The 21,170-nt window shown below is 41.1% G+C and carries 17 protein-coding genes; all 17 read left to right on the top strand.

What is annotated here, in order from left to right; all coding sequences use genetic code 11:
- Nucleotides 1-57: 57 nt before the first annotated feature.
- The 17 genes from rseP (at nt 58) to ispD (ending at nt 21,152) form a co-directional block, all read left to right on the top strand.
- On the top strand, nt 58-1,410 hold the full coding sequence (rseP, locus tag JEU79_RS10410) for an RIP metalloprotease RseP (protein WP_198264065.1): 1,353 nt from the start codon (nt 58-60) through the stop codon (nt 1,408-1,410).
- Between the two features lie 145 nt (nt 1,411-1,555).
- Nucleotides 1,556-3,904 carry an outer membrane protein assembly factor BamA gene (gene bamA / locus JEU79_RS10415; RefSeq protein ID WP_198264066.1) on the top strand — a complete coding sequence of 783 codons (2,349 nt, stop codon included), beginning with the start codon at nt 1,556-1,558 and terminating at the stop codon, nt 3,902-3,904.
- Nucleotides 3,905-4,054: 150 nt separating this feature from the next.
- Nucleotides 4,055-4,567 carry an OmpH/Skp family outer membrane protein gene (locus JEU79_RS10420; protein WP_198264067.1) on the top strand — a complete coding sequence of 171 codons (513 nt, stop codon included), beginning with the start codon at nt 4,055-4,057 and terminating at the stop codon, nt 4,565-4,567.
- A gap of 19 nt (nt 4,568-4,586) precedes the next feature.
- Nucleotides 4,587-5,630 carry a UDP-3-O-(3-hydroxymyristoyl)glucosamine N-acyltransferase gene (gene lpxD, locus JEU79_RS10425; protein WP_198264068.1) on the top strand — a complete coding sequence of 348 codons (1,044 nt, stop codon included), beginning with the start codon at nt 4,587-4,589 and terminating at the stop codon, nt 5,628-5,630.
- 90 nt (nt 5,631-5,720) lie between these two features.
- Nucleotides 5,721-6,176, top strand: a complete 456-nt coding sequence (gene fabZ, locus JEU79_RS10430) for a 3-hydroxyacyl-ACP dehydratase FabZ (RefSeq protein ID WP_246540158.1) — start codon at nt 5,721-5,723, stop codon at nt 6,174-6,176.
- Nucleotides 6,177-6,956 (top strand): acyl-ACP--UDP-N-acetylglucosamine O-acyltransferase, encoded by a 780-nt coding sequence (lpxA, locus tag JEU79_RS10435; RefSeq protein WP_198264069.1) that lies wholly within the window; start codon nt 6,177-6,179, stop codon nt 6,954-6,956. It begins immediately after the preceding gene.
- Complete coding sequence (lpxB, locus tag JEU79_RS10440) at nt 6,956-8,122, top strand: lipid-A-disaccharide synthase (RefSeq protein WP_198264070.1); 1,167 nt, start codon at nt 6,956-6,958, stop codon at nt 8,120-8,122. Before lpxA ends, lpxB begins: the two co-directional genes overlap by 1 nt.
- Before the next feature lies 1 nt (nt 8,123).
- On the top strand, nt 8,124-8,741 hold the full coding sequence (gene rnhB / locus JEU79_RS10445; protein ID WP_198264071.1) for a ribonuclease HII: 618 nt from the start codon (nt 8,124-8,126) through the stop codon (nt 8,739-8,741).
- 231 nt (nt 8,742-8,972) lie between these two features.
- Complete coding sequence (gene dnaE / locus JEU79_RS10450) at nt 8,973-12,467, top strand: DNA polymerase III subunit alpha (RefSeq protein WP_198264072.1); 3,495 nt, start codon at nt 8,973-8,975, stop codon at nt 12,465-12,467.
- Between the two features lie 34 nt (nt 12,468-12,501).
- Nucleotides 12,502-12,930, top strand: coding sequence for a YqaA family protein (locus JEU79_RS10455; protein ID WP_198264073.1), 429 nt, complete (start codon nt 12,502-12,504; stop codon nt 12,928-12,930).
- A gap of 121 nt (nt 12,931-13,051) precedes the next feature.
- Complete coding sequence (gene accA / locus JEU79_RS10460) at nt 13,052-14,011, top strand: acetyl-CoA carboxylase carboxyl transferase subunit alpha (protein WP_198264074.1); 960 nt, start codon at nt 13,052-13,054, stop codon at nt 14,009-14,011.
- 103 nt (nt 14,012-14,114) lie between these two features.
- Nucleotides 14,115-15,548, top strand: coding sequence for a tRNA lysidine(34) synthetase TilS (gene tilS / locus JEU79_RS10465; protein ID WP_198264075.1), 1,434 nt, complete (start codon nt 14,115-14,117; stop codon nt 15,546-15,548).
- A gap of 101 nt (nt 15,549-15,649) precedes the next feature.
- Complete coding sequence (gene pyrG, locus JEU79_RS10470; RefSeq protein WP_198264076.1) at nt 15,650-17,305, top strand: CTP synthase; 1,656 nt, start codon at nt 15,650-15,652, stop codon at nt 17,303-17,305.
- The gene (gene kdsA / locus JEU79_RS10475) at nt 17,305-18,153 is read left to right on the top strand and encodes a 3-deoxy-8-phosphooctulonate synthase (protein WP_198264077.1); all 849 of its coding nucleotides are present in this window, start codon (nt 17,305-17,307) and stop codon (nt 18,151-18,153) included. Before pyrG ends, kdsA begins: the two co-directional genes overlap by 1 nt.
- 173 nt (nt 18,154-18,326) lie before the next feature.
- On the top strand, nt 18,327-19,619 hold the full coding sequence (eno, locus tag JEU79_RS10480) for a phosphopyruvate hydratase (protein WP_198264078.1): 1,293 nt from the start codon (nt 18,327-18,329) through the stop codon (nt 19,617-19,619).
- Nucleotides 19,620-19,965: 346 nt separating this feature from the next.
- On the top strand, nt 19,966-20,241 hold the full coding sequence (gene ftsB, locus JEU79_RS10485) for a cell division protein FtsB (protein ID WP_198264079.1): 276 nt from the start codon (nt 19,966-19,968) through the stop codon (nt 20,239-20,241).
- A gap of 182 nt (nt 20,242-20,423) precedes the next feature.
- Entirely contained in the window at nt 20,424-21,152 is a 729-nt protein-coding gene (ispD, locus tag JEU79_RS10490) for a 2-C-methyl-D-erythritol 4-phosphate cytidylyltransferase (protein ID WP_198264080.1), read from the top strand.
- The last annotated feature ends 18 nt before the right edge of the window (nt 21,153-21,170 follow it).

Below are 21,170 nucleotides of genomic sequence, written 5' to 3' on the forward strand. Positions count from 1 at the left end.
GAGTTGTTTTTCTAAGCTTGCTATTATTTTATGATTTATAGGACGTCATTGTTTTAAATGGATAATCTTTTTATTATTTTACCCGCTTTTATTTTTACTATTGCCTTATTAGTGGCTATTCATGAGTTTGGTCATTTTTGGGTGGCAAGAAAGCTCAATGTCAAAGTGCTACGCTTTTCTATCGGTTTTGGTATGCCCTTATTTAGCTTTCGGGGCAAAAAAGATAATACTGAGTTTGTGCTGGCTGCAATCCCCTTAGGTGGCTATGTCAAAATGCTGGATGAAAGAGAGGCTGATGTGCCCGAGGATGAAGTTCACCGTGCCTTCAACCGCCAATCTGTTTATAAACGATTTGCCATTGTTTTTGCGGGACCTTTTATTAATTTTGTTTTTGCTGCTTTTGCCTTTTGGTTGATGTTTGTCATGGGGGTTCAGGGGGTGAAACCTATTATGGGCAAACTGGCTCCTACTTCAATTTCTTGGGAATCAGGGCTTAGAAGTGGTGATCACATCGTTGCGGTGGATGATAATGATACGCCTACAATGAGTGCTGTCTATGAACATTTATTTGAAGCCTTTCTTGATCGCAGTACGGCCACGATTACTTTAAACGATCAGCGTAAAGTCCATTTTGATTTTTCCAGTATGGCTCAGGATGTCGAACCTTCTGAACTACATAAAATTATTGGCCTGACGGTTCAATTGCCAGTTGAGGATGTCATTATTAGTGAAGTGACTGTTGATTCGCCAGCAGCAAAGGCAGGAATCGAGGCTGGGGATCAAATTATTGCCATTGATGGGCAGTCAATCGATCACTGGCGAGAGTTGGTTAATGCCGTTATCGATCGACCGGGTGAAACGATCAGTGTTGAAATTTTAAGAAATGCTCAGCGTTCAACATTGGCAGTGATAATTGGCTCAGCAAAAAGCGCTAATCGAACGATTGGTCGTATTGGCGTGCGCCCAAAGTCAGTCTCGGGCTTACCAAAATCCATGTATTCCATGCATCAATATGGTATTTTTGCTGCGATTCCCAAAGGAATTGAAAAAACTTGGGATTTATCAGTGCTAACAGTAAAAATGTTAGGTAGAATAGTCATCGGTGAAGCGTCCATCAAAAATATTAGTGGGCCTATTACCATTGCTGAGGTGGCTGGACAGTCAGCACAGCTCGGTATTGAGAGTTTTTTACGCTTTTTAGCCATTGTCAGTTTGAGTTTAGGGGTGATTAATTTATTACCGATTCCCATGCTGGATGGTGGACATTTATTGTTTTACATTGTTGAGATAGTTAAAGGCTCGCCTGTTTCAGATATGGTACAGGAAATTGGCCTGAAAATAGGCGTAACACTCTTAGTGATGCTGATGAGTGTTGCCTTGTATAATGACTTTGCTCGCTTGCTAAATTAAACTGCGTAATTGCCTGTTATTGGGTATTTATGTAGCGAATACAAACTGATTTTCTGGAGAATTTATTTCTTCGTCCCGCTTGTTTAAGTGTTATTAAATAGAGACGAAGTTACTTTACTTATTTATTATGATTGGAACTCACTTAATGCGTCGCGCAGTTTTTTCTTTTGTTTTTCTCTGTTTGTTATTTGTTCACTCAATGGCCTTCTCAGCTGAATCATTTATTATTGAAGATATCAATGTTGAAGGCTTGCAGCGTATTTCTGCGGGTACAGTGTTTAACTACTTACCGTTGAAAGTGGGCGATAGGCTTGATGCTCATACTGTTTCTAAATCCATTCGTGAACTTTATAAAACAGGCTTTTTCAAAGATGTACGTCTAGAGAAAGATGGCAATACTTTGATTGTCTTCGTTATTGAACGTCCGGCCATTTCTGATATTAAATTCGAAGGCAACAAAGACATTGAGACCGAAGAACTCACTAAGGCTTTGAAACAAATCGGTTTTGCTGAAGGTCGAGTCTATGACAAGTCTATCTTGCAACGTGTGGTTGAAGAGCTAAAGCGCCAGTATTTTGCCCGTGGTAAATATGCCGTACGCATTGAAACTAAAGTAACGCCCTTGGAACGTAATCGTGTTGGCATCCATTTAGATGTTTCAGAAGGGCGAGTGACGACGATTTATCGCATTAATATTGTTGGCAATAATGTCTTCGACACTGAAACTTTACTGGATGAATTGGAGTTAACGACTAAAACACTATTCTCTTTCTATACCAAAACTGACCAATATTCTAAACAAAAATTAGCGGGTGATTTGGAAAAATTGCGTTCCTATTATCTTGACCGTGGGTATATCAACTTTAAAATTGAATCCACTCAGGTTGCCATTACCCCGAATAAAAAGCATATGTATATCACTATTAACCTGTCCGAAGGTGAAAAATATACTATTAATGAGGTGAAATTGGCGGGTGATTTAATTATTGAGCCCAAAGAAATATTCCCTGTTGTTCATATTCAAAAAGGTCAGTTTTTCTCACGTAAAAAAATTACTGAAACCAGCGAGTCGATTGTTGATCTATTAGGTAAGGCCGGTTACGCTTTTTCTAATGTGAACCCCATTCCTCAAGTGAACGAAGACAAAAAAGAAGTAGCCATTACCTTCTTTGTCGATCCGGGAAACCGTGTTTATGTCCGTCGGGTGAATATTATTGGTAATGCCAGTACTGCCGATGGAGTCATTCGCCGTGAAATACGCCAATTTGAAAACTCCTGGATTTCCACTACTGATGTAGAGCGCTCCAAAGCACGTCTACAACGTCTGGGTTTCTTTAAGAATGTGAGTGTCGAGACGCCAGCAGTACCCGGCTCACCAGATTTGGTGGATGTGACTTATACTGTAGAAGAGCAATCAACGGGTAGTATTAATGCGGGTGCCGGTTTTTCCCAGTCGCAGGGTATTATTTTCAACTTCAGCATTTCACAGAATAACTTTTTGGGTACAGGTAACCGTTATGCGCTTGCGGTGAATACCAGTGATGCCAATACTTTGTATAGTATTAGTGTTACAGACCCGTACTTTACTGACGATGGCATCAGTCGAACCCTACGTGCAACCTGGCGTGAAACGGATTTGGCAGAGGAAAATTTATCCAATTATGCAACAGATAATGCCAGCATCGGTGTTGGTTTTGGTGTACCGATCAATGAATTTGACCGTATTGGTTTTGGCTTGGACTTTGAAAATACCAATATTGATTTACCTAGTAATCCGCTACTTTCAACATCGTTTAATATTTTAGAGTTTGTTGCTAAAGAAGGGACAAACTTCAATACCCTGAGGTTTTCGGCCAATTGGTCACATGACACACGTAACAAGGCCATTTTCCCAACCCGAGGTGCATTACAGCGCCTGTCAGGTGATTTGGCACTGCCAGGTAGTGATTTAAGTTTTTATCATTTAAACTATGTGCAACAACGTTTCTTCCCGTTGACTCGAACGACTACCTTTATGCTAAAAGGTAATTTGGGTTATGCAGGTACCATTGGTGGCGATTCATTCCCGCCATTTGAGCGTTACTATGCCGGTGGTATGCGTGATGTCCGAGGTTATAAATCTAATACATTAGGGCCTAAGGATGATACTCCTCAATATATTCCACCCTTTGGAGCATATCCCGGTGGAACAACAATCCCAACAGGCGATCCATTAGGTGGTGAGTTAAAAGTCATTGGTAATGCAGAAATTATTTTACCAGTGCCGTTCGTAAAAGATTCATCGGCTTATCGTTTAAGTGGCTTTGTTGATATGGGTAATGTATTTGCAACGGCGGGTGATTTTGAAATTGGGGAGTTGCGCTATACTACAGGTATAGCCGGTGCTTGGTTGAGCCCCTTTGGTTTATTAAGAGTGAGTATGGCAGTACCGCTAAACGAAAAATCGGGTGACGATACGGAAGTGTTCCAGTTCTCGTTTGGTCAGAATTTTTAAATTATTTTAAATATAATCAACTAAATTTCTGTTTTATGCGGTAAGTTGAGGCAGAGTACAGCATTCTGCAATTAGTTTTATTATTGATGTTTAAATGCGATTAGCTAATACAGAGCTGATGGTATTATCTTAAATTTTAGGGAGAAAAAAATGCCTACATTGCCACGTTTATTAGTTTTAATGGTATTGCTGTTTAGCGTATCATTTGCTTATGCAGGACAGAAAATTGCTTTTGTTAATCAAGCTAAGCTTCTACAAAAAGCACCGCAGGCAGAGTCTGCCCGTAATAAATTACAAAAAGAATTCGCTAAACGCGATAAATCCTTAGTAAAATTACAAAAACAAATAAAAAGCAATGCCATCAAGCTACAAAAAGATGCCGCTATTCTATCTGCCGGTGAATTGAACAAGCTGAAAAGAAAAATTACTTTATTAAGAAGAGATTTAGAACGTGATAAGGCAGCCTTTAAAGAAGATTTAAGTATTCGTCAAAATGAAGAATTGGTTAAATTACAAAAAGCTGTGCTGAAGTCAATTCAAACCATTGCTAAAAATGAAAAATATGACTTAATTATCAGTGATGGCGTGATTTATGCGAGCAAACAAATTGATATTACTGATAAAATATTAGCGCAGTTAAAAAAGCAATATAGCGGTCGTTAAGAATAAGTAAGCTTAATTAATGTCTATCTCTACGCGACAGGCCAGCTTACAAGAATTGGCCGATATCGTTGGTGCTACAATCAAAGGTGATCCCAATACCCTTATTTCGGGTATTGCGACACTGGAGTTGGCACAGCAAAACGAATTGAGTTTTTTTTCAAATCGAAAGTACCATAAGTTTCTCAAAATAACTCAGGCGACTGTGGTCATATTGCATGCTGATGACTTGGCTGATTGTCCAAGTAATGCCATTGTGGTTGCTGATCCTTATCTGGCCTATGCAAAAATAGCGACCTGGCTTACCCAAACACCCATACAGAAAACACAAATAGCCCCAAGCGTTATAATGGCTGACAATGTTCAATTAGGTGAAAATAGCTTAATTGGAGCCAATGTTGTTATTGGTGAAAATAGCAATATTAGCAACAATGTTAGCCTTCATGCTGGCTGTGTTATTGGCAAAAATGTCACTATTGCCAACAATAGTGTTTTGTATGCCAATGTTTCTGTTTATGACAATGTGCAGATTGGTGAGCAATGTATCATTCACTCGGGTGCAGTGATAGGCAGTGATGGTTTTGGTATTGCCAATGAAAAAGGCCAATGGCTCAAAGTACCCCAACTGGGAACGGTTATTATTGGTGATAAAGTTGAAGTGGGCGCTAATACCACCATTGATCGTGGTGCAATAGAAGACACGGTGATTGAAAACGGTGTTAAACTGGATAACCTGATTCAAATTGCTCATAATGTTCACATTGGAGAACATACCGCTATTGCCGGTTGTGTCGGTGTTGCAGGCAGTTCAACTATTGGCAAACAATGTGCAATAGGTGGTGGTTCAGGTATTTTGGGACATTTGACGATTGCTGATCATGTACACATTACCGCCACTTCATTGGTGACTAAGTCAATTAAAGAATCCGGTGTTTATTCCTCTGGCACGCCCTTGCAGGAAAACGCACAATGGCACAAAAATTTTATTCGCTTTAAACAATTAGATAAAATGGCAAGACGCATAAGCGAACTAGAAAAAAAGCTTAATAAAATAGCAAAAACATAATAGCTTGCAATTATAATAATTTACAAAATAACAGCTTACGAACATAAAACATTCAATTTACGTTTTTATACGAGTTAAAAGAAGAATTTAATGGAAAAGCAACTTAATACAATGGATATCCAGGATATTATGGATCATCTTCCTCACCGCTACCCGTTTTTACTGGTGGATAAAGTGCTTGATTTTGAATCGGGTAAGTCCTTGACTGCACTAAAAAATGTGACTTATAACGAACCGCAATTTACTGGACATTTCCCACAAAAGCCTATTTTGCCGGGTGTATTGGTTATTGAAGCTCTTGCTCAGGCGACGGGTATCCTAGCATATAAATCAACCGGAACTAAGCCCAATGGCGACTCACTCTATTATTTAGTGGGCATTGATAAAGCACGTTTTAAACGTCCGGTCAATCCAGGTGAACAGCTGATACTCAAGGTTGATGTGATTAAAAATATGCGTGGCGTATGGAAATTTGCAGCGGTTGCGACAGTAGATGATCAATTAGTGGCCTCGGCAGAATTAATGTGCGCGGAGCGAGATGCCTAAATGAGTTTAATTCACCCCACTGCAATCATTGATCCTGCTGCGGAACTTGCAGATGATGTGGAAGTGGGTGCTTATTCTGTTATTGGTAAAAAAGTAACAATTGATAGCGGCAATAAAATTGCTTCGCATGTGGTCATCAATGGCCCGACTCATATCGGTAAGGACAATACTTTTTTTCAATTTGGCTCAATTGGTGAAGCGCCACAAGATAAGAAGTATCAGGGTGAAGACACTACTCTGGAAATTGGCAATAGAAATATCATCCGAGAATTTACTACTCTAAATCGGGGTACAGTTCAAGATCGTGGTGCCACCACTATTGGCAGTGACAATCTTATTATGGCCTATGTTCATGTGGCTCATGATTGCATTATTGCTGATGATATTATTCTGGCCAATAATGTAGCCTTGGCAGGGCATGTTAATATTCATAGCCATGCAATATTAGGTGGATTTTCATTAATACATCAATTTTGCACTATCGGATCTTATTGTTTTACCGCCATGAATAGTGTTATTTCAAAAGATATTCCTCCCTATGTGATGGTTTCAGGGCACATGGCCAAGCCCCACGGCTTGAACATTGAAGGACTTAAACGTCATGGCTTTTCAGCAGAATCTATAAAAGCAATTCGCAATGCCTATAAGGCCTTATATCGATCCAACCTCACATTGGATGATGCAATTACTGAAATCAATGAGTTGGCAACCAACTGCTCTGATTTAAGTCGTATGATTGATTTTCTGGGTAACAATGTCAACCGGGGAATTATTCGCTGATGCGTATTGGCATTATTGCCGGAGAAGCTTCGGGCGACATTCTTGCAGCGGGTTTAATGCAGGGTATTTTAGCACAATACCCTGATGCACAATTTGAAGGTATCGCTGGCCCGCTAATGGTTGAGGCCGGCTGTCATGCCATTTATCCAGCGGAAAAACTATCCGTTATGGGCTTGGTTGAAGTCTTGGCTCACTATCGTGAGTTGTCCGCTATTCGTAAAGAACTCATCGCTCATTTTCTTAATAATCCACCGGATGTTTTTATCGGCATTGATGCGCCTGATTTTAATTTGGTTATTGAAGCAACCTTAAAAAAAGCCGGTATCGGTACGATTCATTATGTGAGCCCTTCCGTTTGGGCATGGCGTCAATATCGTCTGGCTAAAATAGCTTCAGCCGTTGATTTAATGTTGACGCTATTCCCCTTTGAGGCAAGATTTTACGAAAATCATAAAATTTCTGTAAAATATGTTGGACATACCTTAGCGGATGAAATTGATTTAGCGGTTGATACCCATCAGGCGCGTGAAAAAATTCATTTGGAAGTTGCTGCAAAGCATCATGTCATTGCTGTTCTACCGGGCAGTCGTATGTCAGAAGTCAGTCGCCTAGCGAAGCCTTTTATTGAAACGATGTTATCAAGTTTAAAACAGCAACCTGAGTTATTGTTCACAATTCCTTTTGTTAATAGCAAAACTCGTCATTTTTTTGAGCAAGAGCTGAATGAGCAAACTGCAAATGATCCGGAGGCTCGTTCGCGTTTTATATTGTTTGATGGTCATTCCAGAAATGTAATGGCAGCAGCTGATGCAGTCATGTTAGCATCCGGCACAGCGGCATTAGAAGCCTTGTTACTTAAAAAACCGATGTTAGTGGCCTATAAATTAGCGCCAATCACTTATTGGATTGCCAAACGTTTATTAAAAGTACCGTATTATTCCTTGCCTAATTTATTAGCCGGTGAATATCTGGTGGAAGAAATCACCCAGACGGATGTTTGTGCAGAGAATTTAACCCCAAAGTTATTAAATTTGTTATCTGATGACTTGTGGCAAAATAAGCTAGAAATCTTTAATGATATCCATTCCTTATTGCGTAAAAATGCCAATCAAAGTGCTGCACAAGCGGTAATCGATTATGTTAAGGCGCGGGGTTCTATAAAATAAAATGGCCTTTGATCCCTTATATTTAAATTTGAGCGGTCATATTGCTGGTGTGGATGAAGTGGGGCGTGGCCCTCTAGCAGGGGCAGTGGTTACCGCTGCTGTGATCCTTGATCCGAATAATCCTATTGTCGGGTTGGATGATTCAAAAAAACTGAGTGAAAAAAAACGTGAAGTACTGGCCTTAGAAATAAGAGAAAAAGCCCTTTGTTTCTGCATTGCCCGGGCTGAGCATGAAGAGATTGATGCGCTGAATATCTTTCACGCGACTTTATTAGCGATGAAGCGTGCCGTTGAAGGCTTGGAAATTAAGCCTGATAAAGTATTAGTGGATGGCAAGTTTTGCCCTGACATTGCTTTTCCGAGTGAGGCAGTGGTTAAGGGAGACTCCAGGGTCGCTGCGATTAGTGCCGCTTCTATTTTGGCTAAAGTGTTTCGAGATAATGAGATGATTGTTTTAGATGCGGTTTATCCGGGGTATGGCTTTGCTAAACATAAAGGCTATCCGACTAAGGTTCATATTGCGGCCTTGGAGAAATTGGGTGTTACGCCGATTCATCGGCGAAGTTATAAGCCAGTGCAGAGGGTGCTCGATGATGACTCTTTAAAGTCCAGAGGCTAGAGAGGTATAGGTGGACTTTTCTGGGGGACACTTCAAGGACGCTTCAAGGCCCTCCATGGCTCGCTCATCCTCGGCGTCCTGCCTCGAAAAGCCCCCTGAAAAACCCACCTACACCTCTCTAACCTCTTAATAGAGTCATGCATCTCGCGGGGAGTGGTAGAGCAAAAGAAAAAGAATAAAGAAAAATCAATAGCCGATCCAGCAGTTTTAAATTTAAGGTCACACAAGTCCATGTCGAAGCAATTTATTCATCTAAACCTCCACACTGAATTCTCTCTTGTAGATGGTATAGTTCGCCTAAAACCCTTAATTAAAGCCATCCAAAAAGCTGAAATGCCGGCCATAGCGATTACAGATCAAAGTAATTTATATGCCCTGGTAAAAATCTATCAGGCATGTCTAGGGGCAGGTATAAAACCTATTCTGGGTGCTGATTTATGGCTACAAAATAAAGAAGAACTAGGTAAACCCTTTCGCTTATTAGTACTATGTAAAAACAATGATGGCTACTTAAATCTAAAAAAACTCATCAGCCTCAGTTATCTTCAGGGACAACATCTTGGCAAGGCTATGGTTGAATGGGAGTGGTTAAAAGATCACGCATCTGGTTTGCTCACCTTATTAGGCAGAGAAAGTGATGTCGGTCAATTATTATTAGAGGATAAAATTAACGAGGCAGAAGCTTTATTAGTCGATTATAAAAGCCTTTTTCCTGACAGCTTGTATCTAGAGTTACTAAGAACCTCGCGCAGTGGTGATGAAACTTTTTTACATCGTGCGGTTGCTAGTGCAACACGTTTGGGTCTACCTGTCGTGGCGACCAATGCGGTGCGTTTTTTGGTAAAAGAAGACTTTGCTGCGCATGATGCCCGGGTTTGTGTGAATCAAGGGCGGGTGTTGGCTGATAAAAGACGGCCAAAAGATTATTCAGAAGAGCAATACCTGAAGTCTAAAGACGAAATGAATGTCTTATTTGAAGATATTCCAGAAGCCATTGAAAATAGTGTCGCCATTGCCAAGCGTTGTAATGTGACTCTGCATTTAGGTGAAAACTTCCTACCGAATTTTCCCATTCCAGAAGGTTTGAGTATGGATGAATACTTCCGACAACTTTCTCATGATGGCTTGAATAAGCGCTTTCCCCAGCTTTGGGGTAAAGATTTCACCGAAGATAAACCTGAATTTCAAGACAAAATTAAAGAATATCGTGAACGGCTGGACATTGAACTGGACGTTATTACCCAAATGGGTTTTCCCGGTTACTTTTTAATTGTTGCCGACTTTATTCAATGGTCCAAAGAAAATGATGTGCCGGTAGGGCCGGGTCGTGGTTCGGGTGCGGGTTCATTAGTGGCCTATGCCATGACCATTACCGATCTTGACCCGCTGGAATATGATTTACTCTTTGAGCGATTTCTCAATCCTGAGCGAGTTTCCATGCCAGATTTTGATATTGACTTCTGTATGGAAGGCCGGGAAAAAGTTATTCAATATGTGGCTGAAACCTATGGTCGTGATCGGGTTTCGCAAATTATTACCTTTGGTTCAATGGCGGCTAAAGCAGCAATTCGAGATGTGGGGCGCGTACAGGGGCAGGGCTATGGCTTTGTAGATTCAATTGCCAAGCTCATTCCTATGGACATCGGTATTACCATTTCTCAGGCCATGGAGCAGGAAGAAGAATTACAACGTCGCTATGATGAAGATGAGGCGGTGCATGACTTAATCGATATGGCATTGTCCTTAGAAGGCATCACCAAAAACGTCGGTAAGCATGCTGGGGGAGTGGTTATATCGCCCAGCGATATTAATGACTTCTCACCCATTTACTGTGAAGATGGCTCCCAAAGCATTGTCACGCAGTATGATAAAAATGATGTGGAAACCGTGGGCCTGGTTAAATTTGACTTCTTAGGACTAAAAACACTGACAGTGGTTGACTGGGCATTGAAAATTATTAATGCTCGAAAACGTAAGCTGGGTGAAACAGATGTTGATATAGTACAAATCGATTTAGAAGATCGTGCCGCATTTAAAACCCTTAAAGCCAGCAATACTACTGCTGTTTTTCAGCTTGAATCTCGGGGCATGAAAGATCTGATTAAGCGTCTGCAACCGGATTGTTTTGAAGATATTGTGGCCTTGGTAGCTTTGTTCCGCCCCGGCCCTTTGCAGTCGGGCATGGTGGATGACTTCATTGACCGTAAGCATGGTCGCCAAAAAGTAGAATATCCGCATCCTTCTCTGGAACCTATTTTACAGCCCACCTATGGTACGATTTTGTATCAGGAACAGGTGATGCAAATTTCTCAGGTCTTAGCTGGCTATACGCTGGGTGGGGCGGATTTACTGCGCCGAGCCATGGGTAAGAAAAAGCCTGAAGTCATGGCAGAGCAACGTTCTATCTTTGAGGATGGCTCGGTTGAAAACGGGGTTGATAAAGACATTGCTCGACACATTTTTGACCAGATGGAAAAATTTGCTGCTTATGGTTTTAACAAATCACACTCAGCAGCCTATGCACTGGTTTCTTATCAAACACTATGGCTAAAAACCCATTATGTAGAAGCCTTTATGGCAGCCGTTTTATCTGCGGATATGGATAATACTGAAAAAGTAGTGGTGGTTATTGAAGAGTGTCGAGATGATGAAATAAAAGTCATCACACCGAATGTGAATTTATCCGAATATAAATTCACGGTCAGCGAAACGGATGAAGTGGTCTATGGCTTGGGCGCTATCAAAGGCGTTGGTGAAGGCGCAATTGAAAGTATCGTTGAGGCGCGTGAGAAGGATGGTGAATATAAAGATTTTCAAGATTTTTGCAATCGAGTCGATTTGCGCCGCTGTAATAAACGGGTGATGGAAACACTGGCCAAAGCCGGTGCGTTGGATGTCTTTGGCTTAAGCCGTGCGACATTGTTTAATGCCATTCCTGAAGCAACTAAAGCAGCCGATCAATTTTCTAAGGCTCAAGCCGTAGGGCAAGATGATTTATTTGGCAGTGATTTTTTTGATACGGGCTCTTTAGATAGTACTTCAGAAGACAGCTCATGTAACTTCGAAACCTTAGATGAGTGGCCGGAAGATGAACGGCTACGTTTTGAGAAAGATACTTTGGGCTTGTATCTTACCGGCCATCCTATTGAGCAATATCTTGATGAATTGCGCCATTTTACGACTCATCGATTGATGGAGTTGAATCCAGAAAAGAATCAAAATATTGTCATTGCCGGCTTGATTATTGCCATGCGTACCATGATGACTAAGCGTGGTAATAAAATGGCCTTTATTACCATTGATGATCGCAGTGGTCGTCAGGAAGTGGCCTTGTTTGCAGAAAAATATGAGCAATTCCAAGCTATTTTGGTCAAGGACTCAGTGATTGTTATTTCTGGTGAATTAGGCTTGGATCGTTACTCCGGCAATGCTCGAATCACCGTTGATATGATTTATGACTTAGATACGGCGCGTAATCACTATGCTCGTCGTCTCTCGGTAGATATTAACCATCAGCAAGTTGATGAAACTTTTGTCAATAACTTCAAAGAAGTGCTAGAACCCTTTAGGGAAGGCGGTGAATGTCCCGTGGTTTATAATTATACCGGCCTTAAAGCAACAACATCTATTCGTCTATCCGATGAGTGGCGAGTACACTTAAGTAAAGAGTTACTGAGTCGTATTGATAAGCTGACGCACTCACAGAGCAAGATTATGTACCGTTGATTTTTCAGCTATTGTTTCAGCTATTGCCTTAAGTATGATTGACTCCAGCATATCATTATGGGGCTTATTTATCAGTGGCTTTACCTCGGCTACGTTATTGCCCGGCGGCTCAGAAGGCTTATTTTTATGGATGTTGTCACAACAAGCCTGGGATACAGGCCTGTTGATCCTCATTGTTGGCACGGGTAATTCGCTGGGAGGGATGACTAATTGGCTGATAGGATTTTTTATTCGCAAGGGCTTCTACAAAGAAAAGCAAACCACGAATAAAACCCGTCTTAAAGCTGAAACATGGCTAAAAAAACACGGCTCACCCATACTGTTCTTTAGTTTTCTCCCGATTATCGGCGATCCGCTCTGTGTTGTTGCTGGCCTCGTTAAGATCCCCTGGTTTAAAGCGCTATTGTTTATCACCCTCGGAAAATTTATCCGTTACTTGGCCTTAAGTTACGTCATTTTTTAATTATAACTTATGAATTAGTAGCCTGTTTTAACGCAATTAAAAGTGTTATAATCATAGATTAGTACACACTAATTAAGCTTGTTTCTGAAGGATTCAGGAATAAAAAGATAAGAATGATAACATGAACCCAAATTTTCTTGATTTTGAACAACCTATAGCGGAACTTGAAGCTAAAATTGAAGAATTACGCTATGTGGGCAATGATACCGACCTGAATTTATCCGAAGAAATTTCGACCCTGCAGGGGAAAAGCAAGACGCTGACGGAATCTATTTTCAAAGATTTAACACCCTGGCAGATATCACAATTAGCCCGCCATCCCATGCGTCCATATACTCTGGATTATGTTGAACACATGTTCACTGATTTTGAAGAACTTCATGGTGATCGCGCCTATGCGGATGATGCGCCAATTGTGGGTGGTCTGGCGCGTTTGGACGGTATTCCGGTTATGATCATCGGTCAACAAAAAGGCCGTGATACGGCGGAGAAAGTGAAGCGTAACTTTGGTATGCCGCGCCCTGAAGGCTATCGTAAAGCGCTGCGTTTAATGAAATTGGCAGAGCGTTTTAAGTTACCTATTTTAACCTTTATCGACACTCCGGGTGCGTATCCTGGTGTTGGTGCGGAAGAACGCGGCCAAAGTGAAGCGATTGCCCGTAATTTGATTGAAATGGCTGAATTAAAAGTGCCCATTATCTGCACTGTCATCGGTGAAGGTGGCTCGGGTGGCGCATTGGCAATTGGTATTGGTGATCGTGTCAATTTATTGCAATACAGCACTTACTCTGTGATTTCACCTGAAGGCTGTGCGACTATTTTATGGAAGAGTGCAGAAAAAGCTTCTGAAGCTGCTGAAGCCATGGGCATTACTTCATCACGCTTAAAAGAATTAGGCTTGATTGACCAAATTATTGATGAGCCCATTGGTGGTGCCCATCGTGATCACGTCAGTATGGCTAAAAAATTAAAACAATCCTTATTGGAAACACTGGAACACTTACAGGAAATGCCAACCGATAGATTGCTTGATTCTCGTTATGAGCGCTTGATGAAATTTGGCAACTACATTGAAACCTAAGTTGAAACCTAAGCGTTAGGGTGGATCAACTTGCGCATCCACCTTCAATAATGCCTACAAATTAGTAGTAATTCATTCGTAGGCAATAACATGAAGAGCCCAAATGTCGATTACCCCTCAGGCGTTTCATTTCCATCTAGAAAAAATATCCAAAGCTGACAAATTTCTTGTTGCTTATAGCGGTGGGGTTGATTCCCATGTTTTATTACATCTCTGTTCCCAACTGAAGAATTCACCTAATGGCTTTGAACAGTCTTTTTCGGCAGTTTATATTGATCATGGTTTAAGTTCTCAAGCAAAAAAATGGGGGCAGCATTGCCAACATATTTGTTTTGAACTGGATATTCCCCTGACCATTATTGAAGTCGATGCCCGTCCTAAAAATGGTCAAAGTCCTGAGGCAGCCGCCCGATTGGCTCGTTATCATGCTTTTAGTCAGATATTGGCTGAAAATGAGTGTTTATTGACCGCTCAACACCTTGATGATCAGGCTGAAACCCTATTGTTACAATTGTTACGTGGTGCGGGCACTAAAGGTCTTTCAGCCATGCCTCGTAGCAAGACCTTTGCTAAAGGTTTTTTATGCCGCCCCATCATCGACTATCAAAAGCAGGCAATTATTGATTATGCCAAACAACATCAATTGGAATGGGTTGAGGATGAAAGCAATTTAGAACAGCGCTTTGATCGTAACTATCTACGTCACACCATCATGCCCTTACTTGAAGAGCGTTGGCCTGCAGTCAAAGAAAATTTTGCCAAATCGGCTGAGATTTTATCTGAATCACAATCCTTATTGGATGAATTGGCTGAAAATGATGCGCAGCACTTATTTTTTAAAAATGCGGAGGCCGTCTTAGAAAAAGATAAACTTCTAATTACACCCACATTATCATTATTGAAAAAATCGCCACTAGAACTTGCCCGCTTAAATAATTTATTGCGCTATTGGATTCATCGCAATGAATTACCCTTGCCATCAAAAAAAATATTAGAACAAATCGTTCATCATGCCTTGTTCGCGGGTGATGATGCAATGCCATTGGTTGCCTGGACAAGAGAAAATTTTCATTGTGAAATCAGACGTTATCGGGATAAATTGTATTTGCTGGATGTTTCATTTAAACAGCATAATTTAGCAGATTTTGACAGCTCACAAATATTAATCTTGGATGAGTCGATTATTGGGGTAGAGTTAAAGATCGTCAATACTAATCGTTGTATTCAACTACTTTCTTGTGAGGCGACTCAAACGAGTGCTGCCTATAATTGTCAGCAACTATTTTCTAAGCCGATCACAATACGCTTTAGAAAGGGTGGAGAGCGGTATCGAAAACACCTTGATGGCCATTCTCATCCATTGAAGCACTGGTTTCAGGAGCAGGGCATTCCACCCTGGGAACGAGAACAGATGCCCTTGGTTTTTTGGGGCGATGAATTGGTTCAAATTGGTCATAATATCGTTAATCAATCACTAAAAAGTGCAGAATCCAATGATTTAGTGATGATTCTCTGGCAAACTTGTAAAAATAAATAAAATTGCCTAAGTTTGAGATGAAATTTATACCAATAAACGGTAAAATCGGTGATTATTTCTTACATGCACAATTGAAAATCCTAAGAGCCTGATAAATTCTAATGACCAAATATATCTTTATTACCGGTGGTGTTGTTTCTTCTTTAGGCAAAGGAATTGCCTCCGCTTCACTGGCTGCTTTGCTGGAAGCGCGCGGCTTAAAAGTCACTTTATTAAAACTCGACCCCTATATTAATGTTGATCCTGGCACCATGAGTCCTTTTCAACATGGTGAGGTTTATGTGACCGAAGATGGTGCTGAAACCGATTTGGATTTAGGGCATTATGAACGCTTTGTTCGCACTAATATGCATCAAAGCAATAACTTTACTGCAGGTCGTGTCTACGAAAGCGTCTTATCCAAAGAGCGCCGGGGTGATTATCTGGGTGCAACGGTTCAGGTTATCCCCCATATTACTGATGAGATTAAACAGCGTATTCATTTAGGTGCGGGTGATGCTGATGTCGCCATGATTGAAATTGGCGGCACGGTAGGCGATATTGAGTCATTACCTTTTCTTGAAGCCATCCGTCAATTAGGTATTCAAATGGGCAGTGAGCATACCTTGTATATGCACCTGACTTTATTGCCTTACATTTCGACTGCAGGGGAATTGAAAACTAAACCCACTCAACACTCGGTCAAAGAATTACAATCCATTGGCATTCGTCCTGATATTTTAGTCTGTCGTGCTGATCGTGAAATTCCGGAAGAAGAACGCCGTAAAATTGCTTTATTTACCAATGTAGAAGAACGCGGTGTTATTTCAGCCATTGACGTAGACAGCATCTATCGTATTCCTATGCTATATCATGAGCAAAATCTGGATCAATTAGTGGTTGAAAAGCTCAAGTTAGATGTGCCTGATGCGGATTTATCACAATGGCAAGCTGTTGTTGATGCGCAGAATAACCCCAAGGGTGAAGTGCATGTTGCCATGGTGGGCAAGTATGTCGATTTGACTGAATCCTACAAATCATTATCTGAATCTTTGATTCATGCGGGTATTCATACCGCAACTAAGGTGAAAATCACCTATATTGATTCTGAAGAAATTGAAAAAGAAGGCATTGATTGCCTCAAAGACATAGATGCGATTCTTGTACCCGGTGGCTTTGGTACGCGGGGTGTAGAAGGTAAAATCCTTGCCGCACAATATGCACGGGAAAATAAAGTGCCTTATCTGGGGATTTGTCTGGGAATGCAGGTGGCAGTGATTGAATATGCCCGTAATGTTGCCCAGCTTGATAAGGCGCATAGTACGGAATTTGATGCCTTGACGCCAAATCCTGTGATCGCCTTAATCACTGAATGGTTAAGAGAAGATGGCACCGTGGAAACCCGTGATGAGAACACCGATATGGGCGGTACGATGCGTTTGGGTGGTCAGCCTTGTAAATTGGTTGACAGCTCATTGGTGAAAAAGACCTATGCTAAAGAAGTCATCGTTGAACGTCATCGCCATCGTTATGAATTCAATAATCAATACCGCGAACCCTTGGCCAATGCGGGACTAAAATTCACGGGTATTTCTATTGATGAAAACTTGGTCGAAGTGGTTGAAGTGGCCGAGCATCCTTGGTTCTTGGGGTGTCAATTCCATCCTGAATTTACCTCAACACCTCGTGATGGCCACCCTTTATTCACCAGTTATATTAATGCGGCACGTGTGAGTGCTGGTTTGAGTATCGAAAACGAAGAAGGGAAATTATTCTAATGGCTGCAAATGCTTTTAATTTATGTGGCTTTGAAGTTGGCTTGGATGAGCGCTTATTTTTAATTGCCGGCCCCTGCGTGATCGAAAGTGAACAGATGGCCATGTTTACGGCAGAGAAATTAAAAGAAATTACCTCGGCCCTGAATATATCTTTTATTTATAAGTCTTCATTTGATAAGGCTAATCGTACTTCCAGTAGCAGTTATCGTGGACCGGGTCTGGCCGAAGGGCTAAGAATTTTACAAAAAGTAAAAGATGAATTGGAATTGCCTATTTTAACGGATGTGCATGAAGACAGCCCCCTAGATGAAATTGCTGATGTGGTTGATGTCTTGCAAACCCCTGCTTTTTTATGTCGTCAAACCAATTTTATTCAAAGTGTCGCCAAAATCGGTATGCCAATCAATATTAAAAAGGGTCAGTTTCTTGCACCCTGGGATATGAAAAATGTCATTGATAAGGCAAAAGAAACGGGTAATCAACAGATCATGGCCTGTGAGCGGGGTGTGAGTTTTGGTTATAACAACCTCGTGTCAGATATGCGTTCTCTTGCGGTAATGAGAGAAACTGGTTGCCCGGTTGTTTATGATGCCACACATTCGGTGCAACAGCCCGGTGGCTTGGGTGGTTGCTCCGGTGGTAATCGTGAATTTGTTCCAGTATTGGCACGTGCAGCGGTTGCCAGTGGGGTGTCAGGTTTGTTTATGGAAACCCATCCTGAACCGGAAAAAGCATTAAGTGATGGGCCAAACTCATGGCCTTTGGACAAGATGAGTGAGCTAATAAAAATGTTGATGGATATCGATCAACTGGTTAAGTCGCAGCCTTTTGCGGAAGACTGTTTGTAAGCAAGCAATATACTTCAGATGTAGGATGTGGTGAGGAACGAACCGCATCAATGATTTTAAAGAGACACCTTTGATGCAGTTCGTTGTATTCACCACATCCTACAAATGTAAAGATAAATAGTTTATAGAAAATAAATAACAGAAAGTTAACACAAATAAATTAAGGAAAACTAATGTCAGATTTAAGAATCGTTGACGTAAAAGCAAGAGAAGTAATTGATTCACGCGGTAATCCAACCGTTGAAGCTGATGTGTTTTTAGCCTGTGGCGCAATGGGAAGAGCCATTGTTCCTTCAGGTGCTTCAACCGGTGCTAGAGAAGCGATTGAATTGCGTGATGGCGATAAGTCACGTTTTCTGGGCAAGGGTGTCCTGAATGCAGTGGCCAATGTGAATGGTGAAATCAGAGATGCTGTTTTAGGTCTGGCGGCAGATGATCAAAAAGCAATTGATAATACTATGATTGAGCTGGATGGTACTGAAAATAAAGACCGTTTAGGGGCTAATGCATTGTTGGCTGTTTCTTTGGCTGTAGCACACGCTTCTGCTAAGGCTAATGGCGTGTCTTTGTTCCGCCAATTGGCAGTGAATGCCGATGGCCCATTTACTATGCCTGTGCCAATGATGAATATCATCAATGGTGGTGAACATGCTGATAATAATGTCGATATTCAGGAATTTATGATTTTACCGACGGGCGCTAAATCAATGGCTGAAGCTATTCGTTATGGTGCTGAAGTATTTCATGCGCTGAAGAAGGTACTCAGCAGTAAGGGGTTGAGTACCACAGTGGGTGATGAAGGGGGCTTTGCACCTGATTTACCTTCGAATGAGGCGGCGATTGAAATTATTATCGAAGCCATTGAAGCCGCAGGTTATAAGGCGGGTGAAGATATATTTATCGGTATTGATGCGGCAAGCTCGGAATTTTATAAGGATGGCAAGTATGTTTTAGCCTCTGAAAATAAGTCGTTAACCTCGGCAGAAATGGTTGATTATTTAGCTGCATGGGTTGATAAATATCCGTTGATTACCGTTGAAGATGGCTTGGATGAAGGTGATTGGGAAGGTTGGAAATTACTCACTGAAAAATTAGGTAAGAAAGTCCAATTGGTGGGTGATGATTTGTATGTGACTAATCCTAAGATCTTTAAAGAAGGCATTGATAAGGGGATCGCTAATTCTATTTTAATTAAAGTGAACCAAATTGGTACTTTGACTGAAACCATGGAAGCCATTCAGATGGCCAAAGATGCAGGTTATACCGCAGTGGTTTCTCATCGTTCAGGTGAAACCGAAGATACAACCATTGCTGATTTAGCCGTGGCAACTTCTTGTGGTCAGATTAAAACCGGTTCTTTATCACGTTCGGATAGAATTTCTAAATACAATCAATTGATTCGTATCAGTGAAGAGCTGGGTGATGATGCTATTTATCCAGGAAAAGATACTTTTTATAATCTATAATATTTAAAAATATCTTTGATAGAAATGGGGTACTCTTTGGGCTTTTCTGTAGAAGAATTTAAGTCAAAATGAGACCCCATTTTTCTTTGTGGGCCTTTTTTTAGCTTAAGATGTTTAACCTAGAAACCTCAGTTGAACCTACTGCGAGCGTCCAATGTACTGAATATTCAAGACTTTACAAAACATTTCGACTTCACCCGTAGGGTGACTACGAATAAAGCCAAAATAACTTGTAAAGCCTTGAATCTCCAGCACTTTAATCGCTCTCGCTACGATTCAACTGAGGTTTCTAGGTTTAAGTTAAGAAGTTCAGTTTAAGTAATTCAGGTCAAATGAATAACAGTTTATGAACTATATCATTAGCATTTTTCTTATTTTAATTATTGCCCTGCAATATGACCTTTGGGTGGGTAAGGCAAGCATCATTGAAGTCAATCAACTTGAAGCGGCATTGGTGTTACAAGCAAATGAGAATAAACAGCTTAAAGAGCGTAATGATGCTTTAAAGGCCGAAGTATTGGATTTAAAGAAAGGGCTTGGGGCGATAGAAGAACGGGCGCGTAGTGAGTTAGGCATGATTAAACAAGGTGAAACTTTTTTTCATGTGATTGAGAAGAATTAAAGCCAATACTCATTTATCTTTATATTAGTAGGATGTGGTGAGGCACGAACCGCATCAAAGGTTTATGTTTAAGGTCAGTGATGCGGTTCGTGCCTCACCACATCCTACATCTGAAGTATAAAGCAGGTTTAATTGTCCCCTCATTTATAACGTTTAAGAATAGACAAAAAAATCATATAAAAATGCATAAGTCAACAAACTCCACAAAAAAGTGTTGGGCGATATTACCTGCTGCGGGTGTTGGTAAACGCATGGGCGCTAATATTCCCAAGCAATACTTACTATTGGCAGGTAAAACAATTTTAGAACAAACCTTGTCGGTGTTTTTACAACACCCTAATATTAGTGGTATTGTGCTTGCCATAACGCCAGACGATCCCTATTGGCAGGATATTTATAATGACCTCTCAGTACACGATATAGAAAAAATAATTGTTGCACCCGGTGGTGAAGAACGCTGTCATTCAGTGCTCAATGCTTTAACTGAATTGCAGGCGTTTGCAGCAGCAGATGACTGGGTGTTAGTACATGATGCAGCGCGGCCTTGTTTGAAGGCAAGTGATATTGGTTGTCTGATAGAGCAGTTGAGTCATACGAATGATGGCGGTTTGTTGGGCTTGCCTATGGCAGATACAGTAAAACGCTGTGATGGCAACAATCAAGTGTTAGCGACGGTTGATCGGAGTCACTTGTGGCGAGCGCTGACACCGCAGATGTTTCCTCTAAGACGCCTTCATGATGCTTTACAGCAGGCAATTGATACGGATGCATTGGTAACAGACGATGCGTCAGCAATGGAACTTCAGGGTTATAAGCCGAAAATGGTCGAGGGGCATCCAGCGAATATAAAAATCACTCATCCTGCTGATCTACAATTGGCAGAAATATTCTTTTCACAAAATACTGAATAGCGAAGTTTGGCTGAGCAG

Origin of the sequence: sulfur-oxidizing endosymbiont of Gigantopelta aegis (assembly GCF_016097415.1) — a bacterium.
GTDB lineage: Bacteria > Pseudomonadota > Gammaproteobacteria > GRL18 > GRL18 > GRL18.